Source organism: Streptomyces sp. NPDC045998 (assembly GCF_056430285.1).
Genome location: NZ_JBWKLJ010000017.1, coordinates 1 through 17,148, shown reverse-complemented (window position 1 = coordinate 17,148; position 17,148 = coordinate 1). Strand labels below are relative to the sequence as shown.

The following is a 17,148-nucleotide window of genomic DNA, read 5'->3' as shown; positions in this document are numbered from 1 at the left end:
CTGAATCGTGGAGAACCTGATCGCGCTGCTCGTCGCGGCGCCCCTGCTCGGAGCGGCCGTCCTGTTGTGCGGCGGCCGCCGGCTGGACAAGGCCGGCCACTGGCTCGGCACCCTGCTCGCGGCCGCCTCCTTCGCCATCGGCGCGGTGCTCTTCTTCGACATGCTCGGCAGGGGCGCGGAGGAACGCGCCCTGCACCAGCACCTGTTCAGCTGGGTGCCGGTGGAGAGCTTCCGGGCGGACATCGCCTTCCAGCTGGACCAGCTGTCGATGACGTTCGTCCTCCTCATCACCGGCGTGGGCACGCTCATCCACGTGTACTCGATCGGGTACATGGCCCACGACGAGCGCAGGCGCCGCTTCTTCGGCTATCTGAACCTGTTCCTCGCGGCGATGCTGCTGCTGGTCCTCGCCGACAACTACCTGCTGCTGTACTTCGGCTGGGAGGGCGTCGGCCTCGCCTCGTACCTGCTCATCGGCTTCTGGCAGCACAAGCCGAGCGCGGCGACGGCGGCGAAGAAGGCCTTCCTGGTCAACCGGGTCGGCGACATGGGCCTGTCCATCGCCATCATGCTGATGTTCACCACCTTCGGGACCTTCACCTTCGGGCCGGTGCTCTCCGCGACCGGTGAGACGTCCGAGGGCATGCTGACGGCCATCGGGCTGATGCTGCTGCTCGCCGCGTGCGGCAAGTCGGCGCAGGTGCCGCTACAGTCCTGGCTCGGTGACGCGATGGAGGGTCCGACCCCGGTCTCGGCCCTGATCCACGCGGCCACCATGGTGACCGCAGGCGTCTACCTCATCACCCGCTCGGGCGCGATCTTCAACGCCGCCCCGGACGCGCAGCTGGCGGTCACCGTCGTCGGCGCGGTCACGCTCCTCTTCGGTGCGATCGTCGGTTGCGCCAAGGACGACATCAAGAAGGCGCTGGCCGGCTCCACGATGTCGCAGATCGGCTACATGATCCTGGCGGCCGGTCTCGGCCCCATCGGATACGCCTTCGCGATCATGCACCTGGTGACGCACGGCTTCTTCAAGGCCGGGCTGTTCCTCGGCGCCGGTTCGGTCATGCACGGCATGAACGACGAGGTCGACATGCGGAAGTACGGCGGCCTGCGAAAGTACATGCCGGTCACCTTCGTCACCTTCGGCCTCGGCTACCTCGCGATCATCGGCTTCCCGGGGCTCTCCGGCTTCTGGTCCAAGGACAAGATCATCGAGGCGGCCTTCGCCAAGGGCGGCACGGAGGGCTGGATCCTCGGCGGCGTCGCGCTGCTGGGCGCGGGCATCACCGCGTACTACATGACCCGCGTGATGCTCATGACGTTCTTCGGCGAGAAGCGCTGGCAGCCCGCCCCCGACCCGGACAAGGCGCCCAGTGTGGAGCCGGGCGTCGACGTCCGCCCCGGCGAGATGCCGCACCCGCACGAGTCGCCGAAGTCCATGACGATCCCGATGATCCTGCTGGCCTTCGGGTCGGTCTTCGCGGGCGCGCTCTTCTCGCTCAACAACGCGTTCGTCAACTGGCTGAAGCCGGTGACCGAGTTCGAACACGGCCACCCCCCGATCAGCGCGGGCGCGGTGACCGCCTCCACGGTCGTCGTGCTGCTGATCGGTGTCGGCATCGCGTACGCGCAGTACGGCCGCCGGCCCGTGCCGGTCGTCGCCCCGCGCGGCTCGCTGCTCACCCGCGCCGCCCGTCGCGACCTGCTGCAGGACGACTTCAACCACGTCGTCCTGGTGCGCGGCGGCGAGCACCTCACCCGCTCCCTGGTCTACGTCGACCACACCCTGGTCGACGGGGTGGTCAACGGCACCGCCGCCTCGTTCGGCGGCCTGTCCGGCCGGCTGCGCCTGCTGCAGAACGGCTTCGCCCGCTCCTACGCGGTCTCGATGTTCGGAGGTACGGCGGTGCTGATCGCCGCGACCCTGCTGATGAGGGGAGTGTGACCCTGATGTCGTTCCCCCTCCTGACGGTGACGGCGGCCGTGCCGGCCGTCGGCGCGATCCTCACCGCCGCCGTCCCCGCCGCGCGTCGCACGGCCGCCAAGTGGCTGGCGCTGCTCGTCTCGCTCGCCACGCTCGTGCTCGCCGCGTACGTCGCGGTCCGCTTCGAGCCCGGCGGCGACCGCTACCAGCTCACCGAGTCGCACACCTGGATCAAGGACTTCGGGGTGCGGTACGAACTGGGCGTGGACGGCATCGGGGTGGCGCTCATCGCGCTCACCGCGCTGCTGATCCCGTTCATCATCCTCGCCGGCTGGCACGACGCCGACCCCCTGGAGACCCAGTCGAAGAGGTGGCGGCCGACGCAGGGCTTCTTCGCCCTGATCCTGGCCGTCGAGGCGATGGTGATCCTCTCCTTCGAGGCCACCGACGTCTTCCTCTTCTACATCCTCTTCGAAGCCATGCTCATCCCGATGTACTTCCTCATCGGCGGCTTCGGGGACCGGGCCCACGCGGGCAGCGACGAGAACGCCGCCGCCCAGCGGTCGTACGCCGCGGTGAAGTTCCTGCTCTACAACCTGGTCGGCGGGCTCATCATGCTCGCCGCCGTCATCGGGCTGTACGTCGTCGCCGGGAACTTCTCCCTCACGGAGATCGCCGAGGCCAGGGCGAGCGGCGAGCTGGAGATGGCGGCCACCACCGAGCGGCTGCTGTTCCTGGGCTTCTTCTTCGCCTTCGCGGTGAAGGCGCCGCTGTGGCCGCTGCACACCTGGCTGCCCAACGCCATGGGGGAGGCCACCGCCCCGGTCGCCGTGCTCATCACGGCGGTAGTGGACAAGGTCGGCACCTTCGCGATGCTCCGCTTCTGCCTCCAGCTCTTCCCGGAGGCGTCGAAGTGGGCCACGCCCGCGATCATCGTGCTGGCGCTGGTCAGCATCGTGTACGGGGCGCTGCTGGCCGTCGGCCAGCGGGACATCAAGCGCCTGGTGGCGTACGCGTCGATCTCCCACTTCGGCTTCATCATCATGGGCATCTTCGCCATGACGAGCCAGGGCCAGTCCGGCGCGACGCTCTACATGGTCAACCACGGGATCTCGACGGCCGCGCTGATGCTGGTGGCCGGGTTCCTGATCTCGCGGCGCGGCTCGCGGCTCATCGCCGACTACGGCGGGGTGCAGAAGGTCGCGCCGGTGCTCGCCGGGACGTTCCTGATCGGCGGTCTGGCGACGTTGTCGCTGCCCGGCCTCGCCCCGTTCGTCTCCGAATTCCTCGTTCTGGTGGGCACGTTCGCCCGCTATCCGGTCGCGGGCGTCATCGCGACCTTCGGCATCGTGCTCGCCGCGCTCTACACGCTGGTGCTCTACCAGCGGACGATGACCGGCCCGGTGAAGGAGGAGGTGCGGGCCATGCCCGACCTCAAGGCCCGTGAGCTGGTGGTGGTCGCGCCGCTGATCGCGCTGCTGCTGCTCCTCGGGGTCTATCCGAAGCCGGTGACCGAGATCGTCGATCCGGCGGTGCGGCACACCATGTCGGACGTACAGCAGAAGGACCCGGCACCCGAAGTGGAGGCGGCCAAGTGAACGCAGCAGCCGCAGAGGCTGTCCACAGCCTGTGGACGACGGCGGCCGACCCGGCAGCCGTCGACAAGATCGGGGCGCCGACCATCGAGTACACCCAGCTGGCACCCACGCTGATCGTGGTGGGCGCCGCCGTGCTGGGCATCCTCCTGGAGGCGTTCGTCCCGCGCCGGGCCCGCTACTACGCGCAGGTCTTCCTGACCGTCGTCGCGCTGGCCGCCGCCTTCGCGGCGGTGGTCGGCCTCGCCGCCGGCGGCTACGGCTCCACCAAGGCGGGCATCGCCGCGATGGGCGCCATCGCGGTCGACGGGCCCGCGCTCTTCCTGCAGGGCACCATCCTGCTGGCCTCGCTCGTCGCGGTGTTCACCTTCGCCGAGCGCCGGCTCGACCCCGCCCACCACGGGCACCGGGTCGACTCGTTCGCGGCCGAGGCCGCCGCCGTACCCGGCGGCGAGCACGAGAAGGCCGCCGTCAAGGCCGGGCACACGACCACCGAGGTCTTCCCGCTGATGCTCTTCGCGGTCGGCGGCATGCTCGTCTTCCCGGCGGCCAACGACCTGCTGACGCTCTTCATCGCGCTGGAGGTCTTCTCCCTCCCGCTGTACCTGCTCTGCGCCGTCGCCCGCCGCAAGCGGCTGATGTCGCAGGAGGCGGCGGTGAAGTACTTCCTGCTCGGCGCCTTCTCGTCGGCCTTCCTGCTGTTCGGCGTCGCGCTGCTGTACGGGTACGCGGGCTCGGTCTCGTACGCCCGCATCGCCGACGTCGTCGACGGCTCGGTCACGGCCGTCACCCCGGCGCTCGCCGACACCATGGGCAACGACGTCCTGCTGCTCATCGGCACCGCGATGCTGCTGATGGGGCTGCTGTTCAAGGTCGGCGCGGTGCCGTTCCACATGTGGACGCCGGACGTCTACCAGGGCGCGCCGACGCCGGTCACCGGCTTCATGGCCGCCGCGACGAAGGTGGCCGCGTTCGGCGCCCTGCTGCGCGTGCTGTACGTGGTGCTGCCGGGGCTCACCTGGGACTGGCGGCCGGTCATGTGGGGCGTCGCCATCGTCACCATGCTGGCCGGCGCGGTCATCGCCATCACCCAGACCGACATCAAGCGGCTGCTGGCCTACTCGTCCATCGCGCACGCCGGGTTCATCCTGGCGGGTGTCATCGCGGCCACCCCCGACGGCGTCTCCTCGGTGCTGTTCTACCTGGGGGCGTACTCCTTCGTGACGATCGGCGCCTTCGCCGTCGTCACGCTGGTGCGGGACGCGGGCGGCGAGGCGACGCACCTGTCGAAGTGGGCGGGGCTCGGGCGGCGTTCGCCGCTCGTGGCGGCGGTCTTCGCGGTGTTCCTGCTGGCCTTCGCGGGCATCCCGCTGACGTCGGGCTTCACCGGCAAGTTCGCCGTCTTCAAGGCGGCGGCGGAAGGCGGCGCCGGGGCACTGGTGGTCGTCGGCGTGATCTCGTCGGCCATCGCCGCGTTCTTCTACATCCGGGTCATCGTGCTGATGTTCTTCAGCGAACCCAAGCCGGAGGGGCCGACGGTGGCCGTGCCGTCGCCGCTGACGATGACGACGATCGCCGTGGGCGTCGCCGTCACCCTGGTGCTGGGCGTCGCGCCGCAGTACTTCCTCGACCTGGCCGGACAGGCGGGGGTCTTCGTCCGCTGAGCGCGGAGACGACGCGTACGTCGGCGGGGTGCCCGGTCACGGGCACCCCGCCGACGCGCGTCGCGGGGGCGCGGCGTGATCAGGACTGCCGCTCGGGGCACTTCACCAGGGGGTTCCACTCGGCGAACACCCCGTTCGGGTTCGGCTTGTGCAGCCAGGCGTGCAGGTCGTAGTGGATCGGCATGCCGGGCGTGTGGCCGAGCATCGGGCCCTGGAAGGGCACGCCGCCGAACATCTCCGGACGGTCCTCGTCGGTGTTGAGGTCCTGATCCTCGTCGACCACCAGGTACTCCACCGCGACCAGCTTCCGCTTGCCGTCCTTCTCCTCGTACAGCAGCGCGGCGGGCCGGGTGGGGTCGGTCGAGCCGATGTGGTCTTCCTTGACGTAGTGGTAGCCCATGCCGCCCTCTTCGGAGGAGACACACACGGGATCCGGTACGTAGCCGTCCCTGAGGGCGAGGGACTCGTCGCGGTACTTCTTCGTCGCCTGGTACGCCCGTACGACGTCGGGGTGGAGCCGGTCGTCCCCGCCGCCGGCCGCGGGGGCGGCGGGGGCGGGGGCGGCGCCCAGCGAGAGCGCGGCGACGGCGGCGAGACCGAGGGCGGATATCAGGGGGCGGGGACGCATGACTGCTCCAGGAGTGTGAGGGGACGGGGCGACTGCCGTGACCAGCCTTGGTGGAGTCGCGCCAGGCCGCATCCCGGGTGGCCCGTTGGGCTGAGGCCGGTTGAGGGCCCATTCCGCCGCGGCGGGGAGCGTGCCATCGTGGAGACCGCGATTGGTCTGGACCTGATGAAGCGCGAGCGGAGGGAGTGGACGATGCGCGGGACCACGGTGCTGCCCGCCTTACCGGCGTCACCCGCGGCGGGGACCGGGGCGGGCGCCGGTGCGGGCACTGCTGCGGAGACCGGTGCGGGGACTGCGGCGGGGGCCGGTGCGGGGGCCGAGGCGGGGGCCGGTGCGGGGGCCGCGGCGGGGGCGCTGCCCCTGCACCGCCTGGACGTGCCGATGCCCAATGTGATGCCGTTCGCCATCGGCACCTTCGACACGATCGGACCGATGTCCCGGGCGTCCTTCCCGCACCGGCACACCTTCTACGAGATCGTCCACGTCACCGCCGGGACCGGCGCCCACGTCGTCGACCTCGCCCGCTGGGAGCTGCGCCCGCCGCACCTGTGCGTCATCACGCCGGGCCAGGTGCACCACTGGCAGGACGTGACCGGCCTGGCCGGCTCCGTCATCCTGTTCACCGAGCACTTCCTGCTCGACCACCCCGGCGACCGGGACCTCCTGCGACGCCTGAGCGAGCGCCCCTGGCTGACGCTGGGCGACCACGCCCACGCCTGGACGTCCCGCCTGGTGGCCGACCTCGACGACGAGTACCGCCGGGGCGCAGACGGCTTCGAGACCGTCCTGCGGGCGCTGCTCCACGTCCTCGTCGTACGGGCCGCCCGGCTGGACGGCCCGTCGGCCGGAGCCGCGCCCGAGGCGCTGATGCGCGGCGTCGGCGAAGCGTCCCGGGCGCCCGTCTCGGACCGCGCCCGAGCGGTGGCCGGGGAGTTCACGCGGCTCATCGCGGGCGCCACCGACCCGGACCTGTGGTCGGTGCACGCCTGCGCCCGCCGCATCGGGGTGACCTCCGGCTACCTCGCGGAGGCCGTCAAGGCCGCCACGGGCCGCACCCCCGGGCAACTCCTCCGCGAGGCCCGTACGCACGAGGCCAAGCGGCTGCTGGCCCGGACCGATCTGACGGTACGTCAGGTGGCGCTGCGCGTCGGCATGGCGGACCCGGCGTACTTCTGCCGCTTCTTCCGGCGCGAGACGGGCGTGAGTCCGGGCGACTTCCGGCGCGGCGGCGATATTCACCACGACCACCGGATCGAGTCCATCGCCCCGCCCGGGCGGCCCGCATAAGTTCGGTGCCGATCCCACGACCGCCCCCCACGAGGAGGAGCAGGCATGGCAGAGATCCCCGGGCGCCCCAGCCGCAAAGCGGTGCTGCGCGCCGCGGTCACCGCCGGAATCGCCGCACCCGCGGCGCTGATGGGCGTACCGGCCCTGGCCCGCACCCTGACGGCCTCCGCCGACCCGGCGGCCACCCTCGAACCGACCCCCTCCTGCGACGACGGCGACGACCCGACCCCGCCGCAAATGGAGGGCCCGTACTTCAAGCCCAACTCACCGCGCCGCACGTCCCTGGTCGGACCGACCACCCCCGGCGTACGCCTCAGCCTCACCGGGTACGTCTTCGCCCTCTCCTGCCGGCCCCTCGGCGGCGTCCTGCTGGACTTCTGGCAGGCCGACGCCAACGGCGCGTACGACAACGCCGGTTTCCGCTTCCGGGGCCACCAGTTCACCAACGCGCAGGGCGCGTTCACGCTCACCACCATCGTGCCGGGCCTCTACCCGGGCCGGACCCGGCACCTCCACGTCAAGGTGCAGGCGCCCGGGCGGCCCGTGCTCACCACGCAGCTGTACTTCCCGGGTGAGCCGCGCAACAACACCGACCCGCTCTTCGACCCGCGCCTGCTCATGACGGTGCGCGGCACCGGGGGCGCGCGGGAGGCGGCGTTCGACTTCGTACTGAACGTGCCCTAGCGGTACGTAGGTGCGTACGCGGGTGCGTGAGGAGGTGCACCCGGCCCGTTGCCCGGTCCTGCCTGCCTGCCACAGGCAGGACCGGGCACGGTTGCCTAGGGGGTGTCTTGCCGATCTTGCCGGGCTCGCGACGCCTGGCACCGCTCCCCCAGAGCTTCGCCTGGGGGTGCCCCCACGCCGCGTTGTCGTCGGTCGCCAATGGCCCCCGTAGCCCTGCGGGCACGGGGGTGCCCCCACCGCAGTGGCTCCCTCCTCCGCCTTGCGAGCCACGGCACCAGACGCCGCTCCCTGATCCGGCCTGATCGACAAGACACCCCCTAGCGGGCGGGGGCGATCCGGCCCGTCACCTCGCCCAGCGCGACCTTCACCCCGTCCGGGCCGGGCGCCCACGCGGTGAGCGTCACCTCGTCGCCGTCCTCCAGGAACGTGCGCTTGCCGGTGGACAGTTCGATCGGCTCCTGCCCGTTCCAGGTGAGCTCCAGCAGCGAGCCGCGCTGGTGGACCTCGGGGCCGCTGACCGTACCGGAGCCGTACAGGTCGCCCGTACGGAGCGAGGCGCCGTTGACGGTCATGTGGGCCAGCTGCTGGGCGGCCGTCCAGTACATCGTGGCGAACGGCGGCTCGGCGACGACCTCCCCGTTGATCCGCACCGTGATGTGCAGCTCGAAGCCGCCCGGCTCCTCCTCCGCGCTGTCGTCCAGGTACGGCAGGACCGGGAAGTCCCGCGCGGGCGGCGCGACGCGGGCGGCGTCCAGCGCCTCCAGCGGCGTGACCCAGGCGGACACGGAGGTGGCGAAGGACTTGCCGAGGAAGGGGCCCAGCGGCACGTACTCCCACGCCTGGATGTCGCGCGCCGACCAGTCGTTGAGGAGCGTCAGCCCGAAGACGTGGTCGCGGAAGTCGCCGAGCGCGACCGGCTCGCCCAGCCCCGACGGCGTACCGACGAGGAAGCCGACCTCGGCCTCGATGTCCAGCTTCACGGACGGCCCGAAGACCGGCGCCGGATCGGCGGGCGCCTTGCGCTGGCCGGAGGGCCGCGTGATCTCGGTGCCGGAGACCACGACCGTGCCCGAGCGGCCGTGGTAACCGATCGGCAGGTGCTTCCAGTTGGGCGTGAGTGGCTCGCCGTCCGGGCGGAACATCCGGCCCACGTTGGTGGCGTGGTGCTCGGAGGCGTAGAAGTCGACGTAGTCCGCGACCTCGTACGGCAGGTGGAGCGTGACATCGGCCAGGGGGTGCAGCAGGGGCTCGATGTCCGCGCGGTGGGCCGGCACGGTGACCCAGGCGGTCAGGGCCCGGCGGACATCGCGCCAGGCGGTGCGGCCCGCGGCCAGCAGCGGGTTCAGGCTGGGCTGCGCGAGCAGCGCCGCGTACGGCGAGCCCAGCGCCAGGGCCGCCGCGCCCGCGTCCAGGACGTGGTCGCCGATGCGGACGCCGAGCCGGCGGCGGGCGGGCTCGTCGGCGGTGCTGAAGACGCCGTACGGGAGGTTGTGCGGGCCGAAGGGGTCGCCTTCGGCCAGGTCGAGCGGGCTGTGCTGCTCGGACTGCTCGGGCATCGGTGCTTGCCTCGCTTTCCACGTGTGTGGGGGACACGTTACGACGGTGCCGCGGTGATCATCCGGCCGTAGGGCCCTTGCGTCCGACCCAGGTGCGGTGGAAGAGGACTTCCGGGCCCTGGGCGCAGACGACCTCGTCGGTGGTGACGAGGTGGCCGGCCTCGTAGGCGGTCTCCGAGCGGGTGTCGACGGTGACGTTCCACAGCTGGTCCGGGTCCGGGCGGTGGAAGCGGAACGTCCGCTCGGCGCGGCTGCGGGCGGAGAGCGGGTCGCCGTCGGTGACGGTGTACGTCTCCACGGCGTACTCGCCGAATTCGAGGCCGTCGGGGTGGACGCGCGTACCGCCACCGCCGGAGCCGGCGCCGTCACCGCAGGGGGCGTTGGCCTCCAGGCGCCACTCGCCCCGGGCGACGTCCCGGACGAGCAGGAGCGCGGGGCGCTGCGCGTCGTCGAGGGTGGCGGGGTGGCGGACGCCGAGCTGCTCGGCCTGTTCCGGCGGTTCGAAGGCCACGCCGTCGTCGCTCGCGGGCGTGCGCAGGGGGAGTTCGAGAGCGCTGCCGGCCGGGTCGAGCGTGAAGCCCCCGGCCTCCGGGTGCGGCCGGACCCAGGGCCAGTACGCGGACGAGACCGCGAGCCGTACGCGGTGCCCGGGCGCGAAGGCGTGGGCGATGGAACCCAGGTCGAAGACGTACTCACCACCCGGCCCGGTGGCGGAGGCGCCGCGCGCGACGAGGGTGGAAGCGCCGCCGGGCGCCACGTCGCAGAGCCGGGCGGTCACCTGCGCGCGCTCGGCGGGGGCGTGGGGGCGCACGGCCAGGGTGACCCGGGGGCTGCCGAGGACCTCGACCGGTGGGCCGTCCTCCGGTACGGGGAAGTCGAAGCAGGCCGAGCAGGCGTCGTCGGCGCGCTGGTCGGGCGGCAGGTCGGCGTCACCGCCGCGGGGAACCGGCCGTCCGGCGTCCAGGCCGGTGTGGAGCGGCGAGCGGACGACGACGGGCGGGCCCTGCAGTGCGTACGCGACCGGTGTGACCCGCGGCGACGGCCAGGCGTCGTCGCCCGCCCAGCGGCCCGGCAGCTCGGGCGGCGCGGTCGCGGGCGGGTGGGAGGAGCTGATCCAGGAGCGCAGGAGCGGCGCGGCCATGACGTCGTTGGCGACGCCCTTGAGGTGGTGTTCCCACCAGCGCAGGGTCTCCTGGAGGAAGCCGATCGCCGGCCCGGGCGGCAGGCCCTGGTCCGGGTACTGGAGCGGCCAGGGCCCCAGGATGCCGCGTACCCGGTCGCGCGGCAGGCGCTCCACGAGCCGCAGCACGGTGGCGCGGTGCGGGGCGTGCCGGCCGCCGACGGCGAGGACGGGCACGGCGATGGCCTCCGGCTCGTACGGCGGGAGCGCGGGCTCGCCGGCCGGGTCCAGCGCCTCCAGGCGGGCCAGCCACATCTCGCGCCACAGATCGCCGACGTAGTGCGGGTCCGGCGGGCAGGCGACGCGGGCGAGCCAGGCGCCGTGGCCGTGGCCGTGGCCGTGGCCGTGACTGTGGCCGTGACCGTGGTCGTGGCCGTGGTCGTACCCGGTGGTCTGCGGGGCGTCGTCCTCGGCGCAGACGGCGACCACCGCGCCGAGCGGGCCGGAGGCCGGGGAGGCGGCGGGTGCGGGGAGCGCGGCGGCGGGGAGCGCGGCGGGTGCGGGGAGCGCGGCGAGGCGGAGGGCGATGGTCGCGCCGGGGCCGATGCCGATCATGCCGACGCGGCCGCTGCACCACGGCCGGTCCGCGAGCCAGTTGAGGACCTCGGCCGCGTCCGCGAGGTCCTGCGTGAGCTTCGGCACGCCCTCGCTGTTGCCGTACCCGCGCGCGTCCACCCGTACCGAGGCGTAGCCGTGGCCCGCGTACCAAGGGTGGCGCTGCGCGTCGCGGGCGGCGGTCGCGTCGGTCAGCCGGTCCGGCGCGTACTCCAGCAGCGCGGGCACCGGTTCGTCCGTCAGCGGGCGCCAGATCCGGCCGTACAGGCGGGTGCTGTCCGGCAGCGCGATCCGGACGTCCTCGTGGGTCGTCTCGTACGGGAAGGAGGTGCGGAAGCGCATGGAGAGGCCTCACGGAGTTCCGAAAAAACCGCATATTGGCTGGCAAATCTACCCATCCCGAACATACCGGGGGTGGCGGGAAGGCGCCCATGGTGATCGAAAGGCGACCGGATACGCTGACTTGAGTGAATCCAGCGACACATCGACAATCCGTGTGATCGTCAGCAGACAGGAGATCTCCTCGTGACCGCAGTCGGGCCGTTCGGGCTGAGCGTGCGGGACCAGGCTCTTGAAGCCGATGTCCAGACCGGATTGGCGGCGGTCGAGGCCGGGCTCCTCGATGCCTGCAAGAGCGACGTGCCGTTCATCGCGGAGGCCGCCCAGCACCTGGTACGGGCCGGGGGCAAGCGCTTCCGTCCGCTGCTCGTGATGCTCGCCGCGCAGTTCGGCGACCCGTACGCCCCCGGGGTCGTCCCCTCGGCCGTCGTGGTCGAGCTCACGCACCTGGCGACGCTGTACCACGACGACGTCATGGACGAGGCCGACGTGCGGCGCGGGGTGCCCAGCGCCAACGCCCGCTGGGGCAACTCGGTGGCCGTCCTCACGGGTGACTTCCTCTTCGCACGCGCCTCACACATCCTGGCGGACCTCGGGCCGGAGGCCGTACGCATCCAGGCGGAGGCCTTCGAACGCCTGGTCACCGGACAGATCCTGGAAACGGCCGGCCCGGGCGACGGGTGCGACCCCGTCGAGCACTACCTCGACGTCATCGCCGGCAAGACCGGCTCGCTGATCGCCGTCTCGGGCCGCTTCGGCGCGATGATGTCGGGCGCCGACGAGCGGGTCGTCGACATCCTCACGCAGTACGGCGAGCGCCTCGGCGTCGCCTTCCAGCTCGCCGACGACCTGCTGGACATCGCCTCCGACTCCCACGAGTCCGGCAAGACGCCCGGCACCGACCTGCGCGAGGGCATCGCCACGCTGCCGGTGCTGCACCTGCGCGCGATGGCGGCGGCCTCCGGCGAGGCGGCGGACCACGAGCTGGTGGCGCTGCTGGACAGCGACCTCACGGACGACGAGCGGCACGCGGAGGCCCTGCGCCGGCTGCGCGTCCACCCGGCGCTGGAACTCGCGCGCCGGGACACCATCCGGTACGCGCAGGAGGCGCGGGCCCTGCTGGCCCCGCTGCCCGACTGCACCGCGAAGGCGGCGCTCGAGGAGCTGTGCGACCTGGTGGTGCACCGGGCGGGTTAGGGGCCGTGCGCGGGGCTCTCAGGGTCCGGGTCATCCTTCAGCAGTACGGAAGTTGAGCCCGGGGGCTGACGCCTCCGGGGCGCCGCCTTGGTCAGATGGATCCAGATGGATCGCTGACCACGGAGGTAGGCACACATGGCACCGAACGACAGCGCACCGAACGAGAGCGCGGGGCGCCGGACCATGGCGCGGTACGCCGTTCCGGTCGCGGTGGCGGGGGTGGCGGCGGCGACGATCGGGCTCGTCCCGGCGCTCGCGGCGGCCGGGGACCCCGAGCTGCCGGAGATCACGGCACAGCAGCTGGTGGAGAAGATCGCCGCCTCGGACGTACAGCGCCTGTCCGGCACGGTGAAGGTCACCGCCGACCTGGGGCTTCCGTCGCTCGGCGCCCTGGGAGGCGCCGGCGGTGACGAGAGCGGGAAGCTCATGGAGCTCGCCTCGGGCACGCACACCCTGAGGGTGGCGGCCGACGGCCCGGACAAGCAGCGGCTGACCTTCGTGGACGACGCCGCCGAGTACAGCCTGATACGCAACGGGAAGGACGTCTGGGCCTACGACGGCGCGTCGAAGGAGGCGGTCCACTCCTCGGAGGCCGGGCAGGGCTCCGGCACGGCTCCCGACCACGAGGTGCCGGCCACCCCCAAGGACCTCGCCGACCAGGCGCTGAAGGCCGTCGACGACACGACCTCGGTGACGGTCGACGGCACCTCCCGGATCGCCGGGCGCGACGCGTACCAGCTGCTCATCAAGCCGAAGCAGAGCGACTCGGGGTCGACGATCGGCTCGATCAGGGTGGCGGTGGACGCGGAGAAGGGCGTGCCGCTGAAGTTCACGCTCACGCCGAGCGACGGCGGCAAGGCGGCCATCGACGTCGGCTTCACGAAGGTCGACTTCGGTACGCCGGCGGGCTCGACGTTCGCGCTCCCGCAGGGCGCGAAGGTGACGGAGGCGCCGCAGGAGGCGCAGGATCCGGCGGGGGAGAAGCTGCCCGAGGAGCTCGCGAAGGAATTCGAGGGCCTCGCGGACCTCGAGGGCGGTCTCAAGGTCATCGGTGAGGGCTGGACGACCGTCGCCTCACTGAACGCCCCGGGCGGCGAGGCGGCCGCGGACGGCAAGGCGGCCGCGGGCCGCGAGGAGGCGCCGGCGGAGGCGGGTGCCTTCCTGGACGCCCTGGGCGACAAGGTCTCGGGCAAGTTCGGCACCGGCACGGTCTTCAAGACCCGGCTGGTGAACGCCCTGCTGACGGACGACGGCCGGCTGTACGCGGGCGCCGTCACCCCGGAGAAGCTGCTCTCCGTGGCCAACGCCGAGAAGTAGCCGCGCGCGCGTCGGGGCCGTACGTGGGTGGCGGGTCCGCCGCCCACGTACGGCCCCTTCGGCTTCAGAACGTGAGCCGGAAGGCGTTGATGTAACCGGTGTCCTGGGCCGCCACGTCCTGCGCCCGCAGCTTCCAGGCGCCGTTCGCGGCCTCGCTCGACGCGTCGATGGTGTACGTCGTCTGGATGTTGTCCGCCGAGTCCGAGGAGCTGGAGTTCTTCAGGCGGTACGCCGTGCCGTCCGGGGCGACGAGGTCGAGCACCACGTCCCCGCGCCAGGTGTGGACGACGTCGACGCCGACGCGCAGCGCGGCCGGGGCGTTGCCGGTGCGACCGGAGACGGTGACCGTCGAGGTCACGGCCGGGCCGTTGTCCGGGATGGCGACGTCGGCGGTGTTCTCGTACGTGTCACCGGTCGGCGGCGGCGTCGTCCCGGCGGACAGCGTCCACACGGCGTGCGCCAGCGCGTCGCTGTTCCGGTCGAGCGCCGTGTCGTTGATGTTCGCCGTGGTGTCGCAGGACGAGTGGTAGCAGCGGTCGAAGGCCTGACCGGCGGTGCCGCCCCACTTCTGCGCCTGCGCGCTCGTCTTCGTACGGCTCGCGCCGGTGAACAGCCCGCCGACCGGGATGCCGACGTTTTTGAAGGCGGCGTGGTCGGAGCGGCCGTCGCCCTCGGTCTCGATCTCGGTGGGCACGCCGAGCCCGGCGAAGTAGTCCTTGAAGGTCTTCTCGATCGTCGGGTCGTCGTCGTAGACGAAGTAGCCGGGGTTCGGCGACCCGATCATGTCGAAGTTGAGGTAGCCCGCGATCTTGGCGCGCTCGGCGCTCGGCATGTTGTTGACGTGGTACTTCGAACCGACGAGGCCCAGTTCCTCCGCGCCCCACCAGGCGAAGCGCAGGTGCTTCGCGGGCTTGTACTGGGCGCGGGAGACGGCGAGCGCGGCCTCCAGGACGGCCGCGGAACCGGAGGCGTTGTCGTTGATGCCGGCGCCGGAGGAGACGGAGTCGAGGTGGGCGCCGGCCATCAGGACCTGGTTGGCGTCGCCGCCGGGCCAGTCGGCGATGAGGTTGTAGCCGGTGGTGCCGTTGTACGTGAACTGCTGGACGGTGGTGGTGAACCCGGCGGCGTCCAGCTTGCCCTTGACGTAGTCGATCGACGCCTTGTAGCCGGGGCGGCCGTGGGCGCGGTTGCCGCCGTTGGCGGTGGCTATCGACTGGAACTGGGCGAGGTGCGCCTTGACGTTGGCGACGGGTATGTCGGGCGCGGCGGCGGCAGCGGCAGCCGCAGCGGCCGTCGGCGGGGCGGAGGTGGCGGGGGCCGCCGTGGCTATCAGCCCGGCGACGGCGAGTGCCGCGGCGGACGCGGCGGTTCCTCTGGAGAGCTTCATGTGGGGGCTCCGGGATTCCGTACGGGGATGGAACGGAACGTGCGAGACGCCCCGCGGCCGTGGTGGCGCGGGGCGCAGGAGCTTCTGGTGCGGCGTGCGTGCTGAATGTTCAGCGAGACGTTGACTCGACGTCAAGAGCGTGTTCCGGACACAGGTGTTCGATGACCGGACGCTCCACGTCGCTGTCGGTTACGAGGCGGTTCCGCCGGCCGCCCCACGTGCCGCTAGCCCCTCGCCCCGAGACACCTCGACGCGGCCCAGCACCGCCCGCTATGCCGCACGCCTCGTCCGGATGCCGGACACCGGCCGAATCCCGCTAGGGGGTGGGCTTTTGGCCCCGCCCCGACGGGGGGGGCTGGGGGCGGAGCCCCTTGGTTGGGTTGGGGAAGGGGCGGGGTGAGGGGACTCAGAGCCGCGGCGCCCTGTCCTCCGGCACCCGCGCCGCCGCTGCATCCTCCGGCCGGGCTGCGGCCGCCGCTGCCTCGTCCGCCGCCTTGGCCTTCGCCAGGCGCAGTGCCTCCGCCCGTGTACGCCGCGATGTCCGCAGCGCGTCCCACGTCAGGACCGTCAGCGCCAGCCACACCAGCGAGAAGCCCGCCCACCGCTCGGGCGGCATCGCCTCGTGGAAGTACACGACCCCCAGCAGGAACTGGAACACCGGCGCCAAGTACTGCAGCAGCCCCAGCGTCGACAGCGGTACCCGTATCGCCGCCGCACCGAAGCAGACCAGCGGCGCGGCGGTCACCACGCCCGTCGCGGCGAGCAGCGCCGCGTGCCCCGCGCCCTCCGCCCCGAAGGTGAGCGTGCCCTGGGAGCCGAGCCAGACCAGATACGCCATCGCCGGCAGGAACTGGATCGCCGTCTCCGCGGCCAGCGACTCCAGGCCGCCGATGTTGACCTTCTTCTTCACCAGGCCGTACACGGCGAACGAGAAGGCGAGCGTCAGCGAGATCCACGGCGGTCGCCCGTACCCGAACGTCAGGACCACCACCGCCGCGAAGCCGGTGCCGACCGCCGCCCACTGGGCCGGCCGCAGCCGCTCCTTGAGCAGCAGGACGCCCATGGCGATCGTGACGAGCGGGTTGATGAAGTAACCGAGGGACGCCTCCACCACATGGCCCGTGTTCACGGACCAGATGTACAGGCCCCAGTTGACGGTGATCACGGCCGCGGCGACCGCGATCAGGCCGAGCTTCCGCGGCTGCCGCAGCAGCTCGCGCATCCAGCCCCAGCGGCGCAGCGCGAGCAGGGCGATGCCGACGACGGCGAGCGACCACACCATCCGGTGGGCCAGGATCTCGATGGCGCCCGAGGGCTTCAGCAGGGGCCAGAAGAGGGGGACCAGGCCCCACATGCCGTAGGCCGCGATCCCGTAGAAGAGCCCCGCCCGCTGATCGCCGCCACCGCTTTTCGCCGCCACTGATCGCCTCCTGTCCCGACCGCCCCTGCCCTGCCACGCCCTGGCCTGCTGAAGAAAGGTAGCGCCGGGCGGGCCACCCTGTCATGTCCGTACCGCGATACGGTCATGACGCACGGGCGGGTGCCGCAGCGCGGCCGACCCGTATGCGGGCACGGAAAAGGGGCGCCCTCGGGAGGACGCCCCTTCCTGCGCGCACGGCGACGGCCGTGCCCGGCTGTCTCTATCCGACGACCGTCCAGGTGTCGCCGCCGGTCAGCAGTGCGGCGAGGTCGCCTTTGCCTTTGTGTTCGATGGCGGCGTCGAGTTGGTCGGCCATCTGTGTGTCGTAGACGGGGCGGTCGACGCTGCGGAAGACGCCGATGGGGGTGTGGTGGAGGGTGTCGGGGTCGGCGAGGCGGGAGAGCGCGAAGGC

Annotated in this window: 11 protein-coding genes and 2 pseudogenes; 7 read left to right on the top strand and 6 right to left on the bottom strand. The window is 72.2% G+C overall.

The features are described from left to right. The first annotated feature begins 7 nt into the window (after positions 1 to 7). From nuoL to nuoN, 3 genes are read left to right on the top strand one after another with little or no spacing between them, the layout of a single operon-like run. A complete protein-coding gene (nuoL, locus tag AC07FJ_RS32850) occupies positions 8 to 1,948 on the top strand; it encodes an NADH-quinone oxidoreductase subunit L (protein WP_479052841.1) in 1,941 nt (646 codons plus the stop codon). A 5-nt stretch (positions 1,949 to 1,953) separates the two neighbouring features. Next, a complete protein-coding gene (locus AC07FJ_RS32845; RefSeq protein ID WP_361428320.1) occupies positions 1,954 to 3,525 on the top strand; it encodes an NADH-quinone oxidoreductase subunit M in 1,572 nt (523 codons plus the stop codon). Beyond that, positions 3,522 to 5,186 (top strand): NADH-quinone oxidoreductase subunit NuoN, encoded by a 1,665-nt coding sequence (gene nuoN, locus AC07FJ_RS32840; RefSeq protein WP_479052840.1) that lies wholly within the window; start codon positions 3,522 to 3,524, stop codon positions 5,184 to 5,186. The genes AC07FJ_RS32845 and nuoN overlap by 4 nt, the downstream gene beginning before the upstream one ends. Before the next feature lie 79 nt (positions 5,187 to 5,265). Here the strand turns inward: nuoN and AC07FJ_RS32835 are convergent, their stop codons facing one another. After that, the gene (locus AC07FJ_RS32835) at positions 5,266 to 5,814 is read right to left on the bottom strand and encodes a hypothetical protein (RefSeq protein WP_479052839.1); all 549 of its coding nucleotides are present in this window, start codon (positions 5,812 to 5,814) and stop codon (positions 5,266 to 5,268) included. A 138-nt stretch (positions 5,815 to 5,952) separates the two neighbouring features. Here AC07FJ_RS32835 and AC07FJ_RS32830 point away from each other — a divergent pair, with 138 nt between their 5' ends. Next, positions 5,953 to 7,101: an AraC family transcriptional regulator gene (locus tag AC07FJ_RS32830; RefSeq protein WP_479052838.1), complete on the top strand. Its 1,149-nt coding sequence runs from the start codon at positions 5,953 to 5,955 to the stop codon at positions 7,099 to 7,101. 45 nt (positions 7,102 to 7,146) lie between these two features. Then, a pseudogene (locus AC07FJ_RS32825) lies at positions 7,147 to 7,782 on the top strand (dioxygenase family protein); the annotation flags it as partial. Between the two features lie 320 nt (positions 7,783 to 8,102). Here the strand turns inward: AC07FJ_RS32825 and fahA are convergent. Together fahA and AC07FJ_RS32815 are read right to left on the bottom strand one after the other, a co-directional pair. Next, entirely contained in the window at positions 8,103 to 9,341 is a 1,239-nt protein-coding gene (fahA, locus tag AC07FJ_RS32820; RefSeq protein ID WP_479052837.1) for a fumarylacetoacetase, read from the bottom strand. Between the two features lie 58 nt (positions 9,342 to 9,399). Further along, positions 9,400 to 11,418: a CocE/NonD family hydrolase gene (locus AC07FJ_RS32815; protein ID WP_479052836.1), complete on the bottom strand. Its 2,019-nt coding sequence runs from the start codon at positions 11,416 to 11,418 to the stop codon at positions 9,400 to 9,402. Positions 11,419 to 11,601: 183 nt separating this feature from the next. Between AC07FJ_RS32815 and AC07FJ_RS32810 the strand changes: the two genes are divergently transcribed. Beyond that, positions 11,602 to 12,612 carry a polyprenyl synthetase family protein gene (locus AC07FJ_RS32810; protein ID WP_479052835.1) on the top strand — a complete coding sequence of 337 codons (1,011 nt, stop codon included), beginning with the start codon at positions 11,602 to 11,604 and terminating at the stop codon, positions 12,610 to 12,612. Positions 12,613 to 12,747: 135 nt separating this feature from the next. Beyond that, a complete protein-coding gene (locus AC07FJ_RS32805; RefSeq protein WP_479052834.1) occupies positions 12,748 to 13,929 on the top strand; it encodes a LolA family protein in 1,182 nt (393 codons plus the stop codon). 64 nt (positions 13,930 to 13,993) lie between these two features. Here AC07FJ_RS32805 and AC07FJ_RS32800 read toward each other — a convergent pair whose 3' ends face one another. The 3 genes and pseudogenes from AC07FJ_RS32800 to AC07FJ_RS32790 all read right to left on the bottom strand — a co-directional run. After that, the gene (locus tag AC07FJ_RS32800; protein WP_479052833.1) at positions 13,994 to 15,316 is read right to left on the bottom strand and encodes a M28 family peptidase; all 1,323 of its coding nucleotides are present in this window, start codon (positions 15,314 to 15,316) and stop codon (positions 13,994 to 13,996) included. 406 nt (positions 15,317 to 15,722) lie between these two features. Continuing rightward, positions 15,723 to 16,670: an EamA family transporter RarD gene (gene rarD / locus AC07FJ_RS32795; protein WP_479052899.1), complete on the bottom strand. Its 948-nt coding sequence runs from the start codon at positions 16,668 to 16,670 to the stop codon at positions 15,723 to 15,725. Positions 16,671 to 16,956: 286 nt separating this feature from the next. Next, a pseudogene (locus tag AC07FJ_RS32790) lies at positions 16,957 to 17,148 on the bottom strand (2-oxoacid:ferredoxin oxidoreductase subunit beta); the annotation flags it as partial.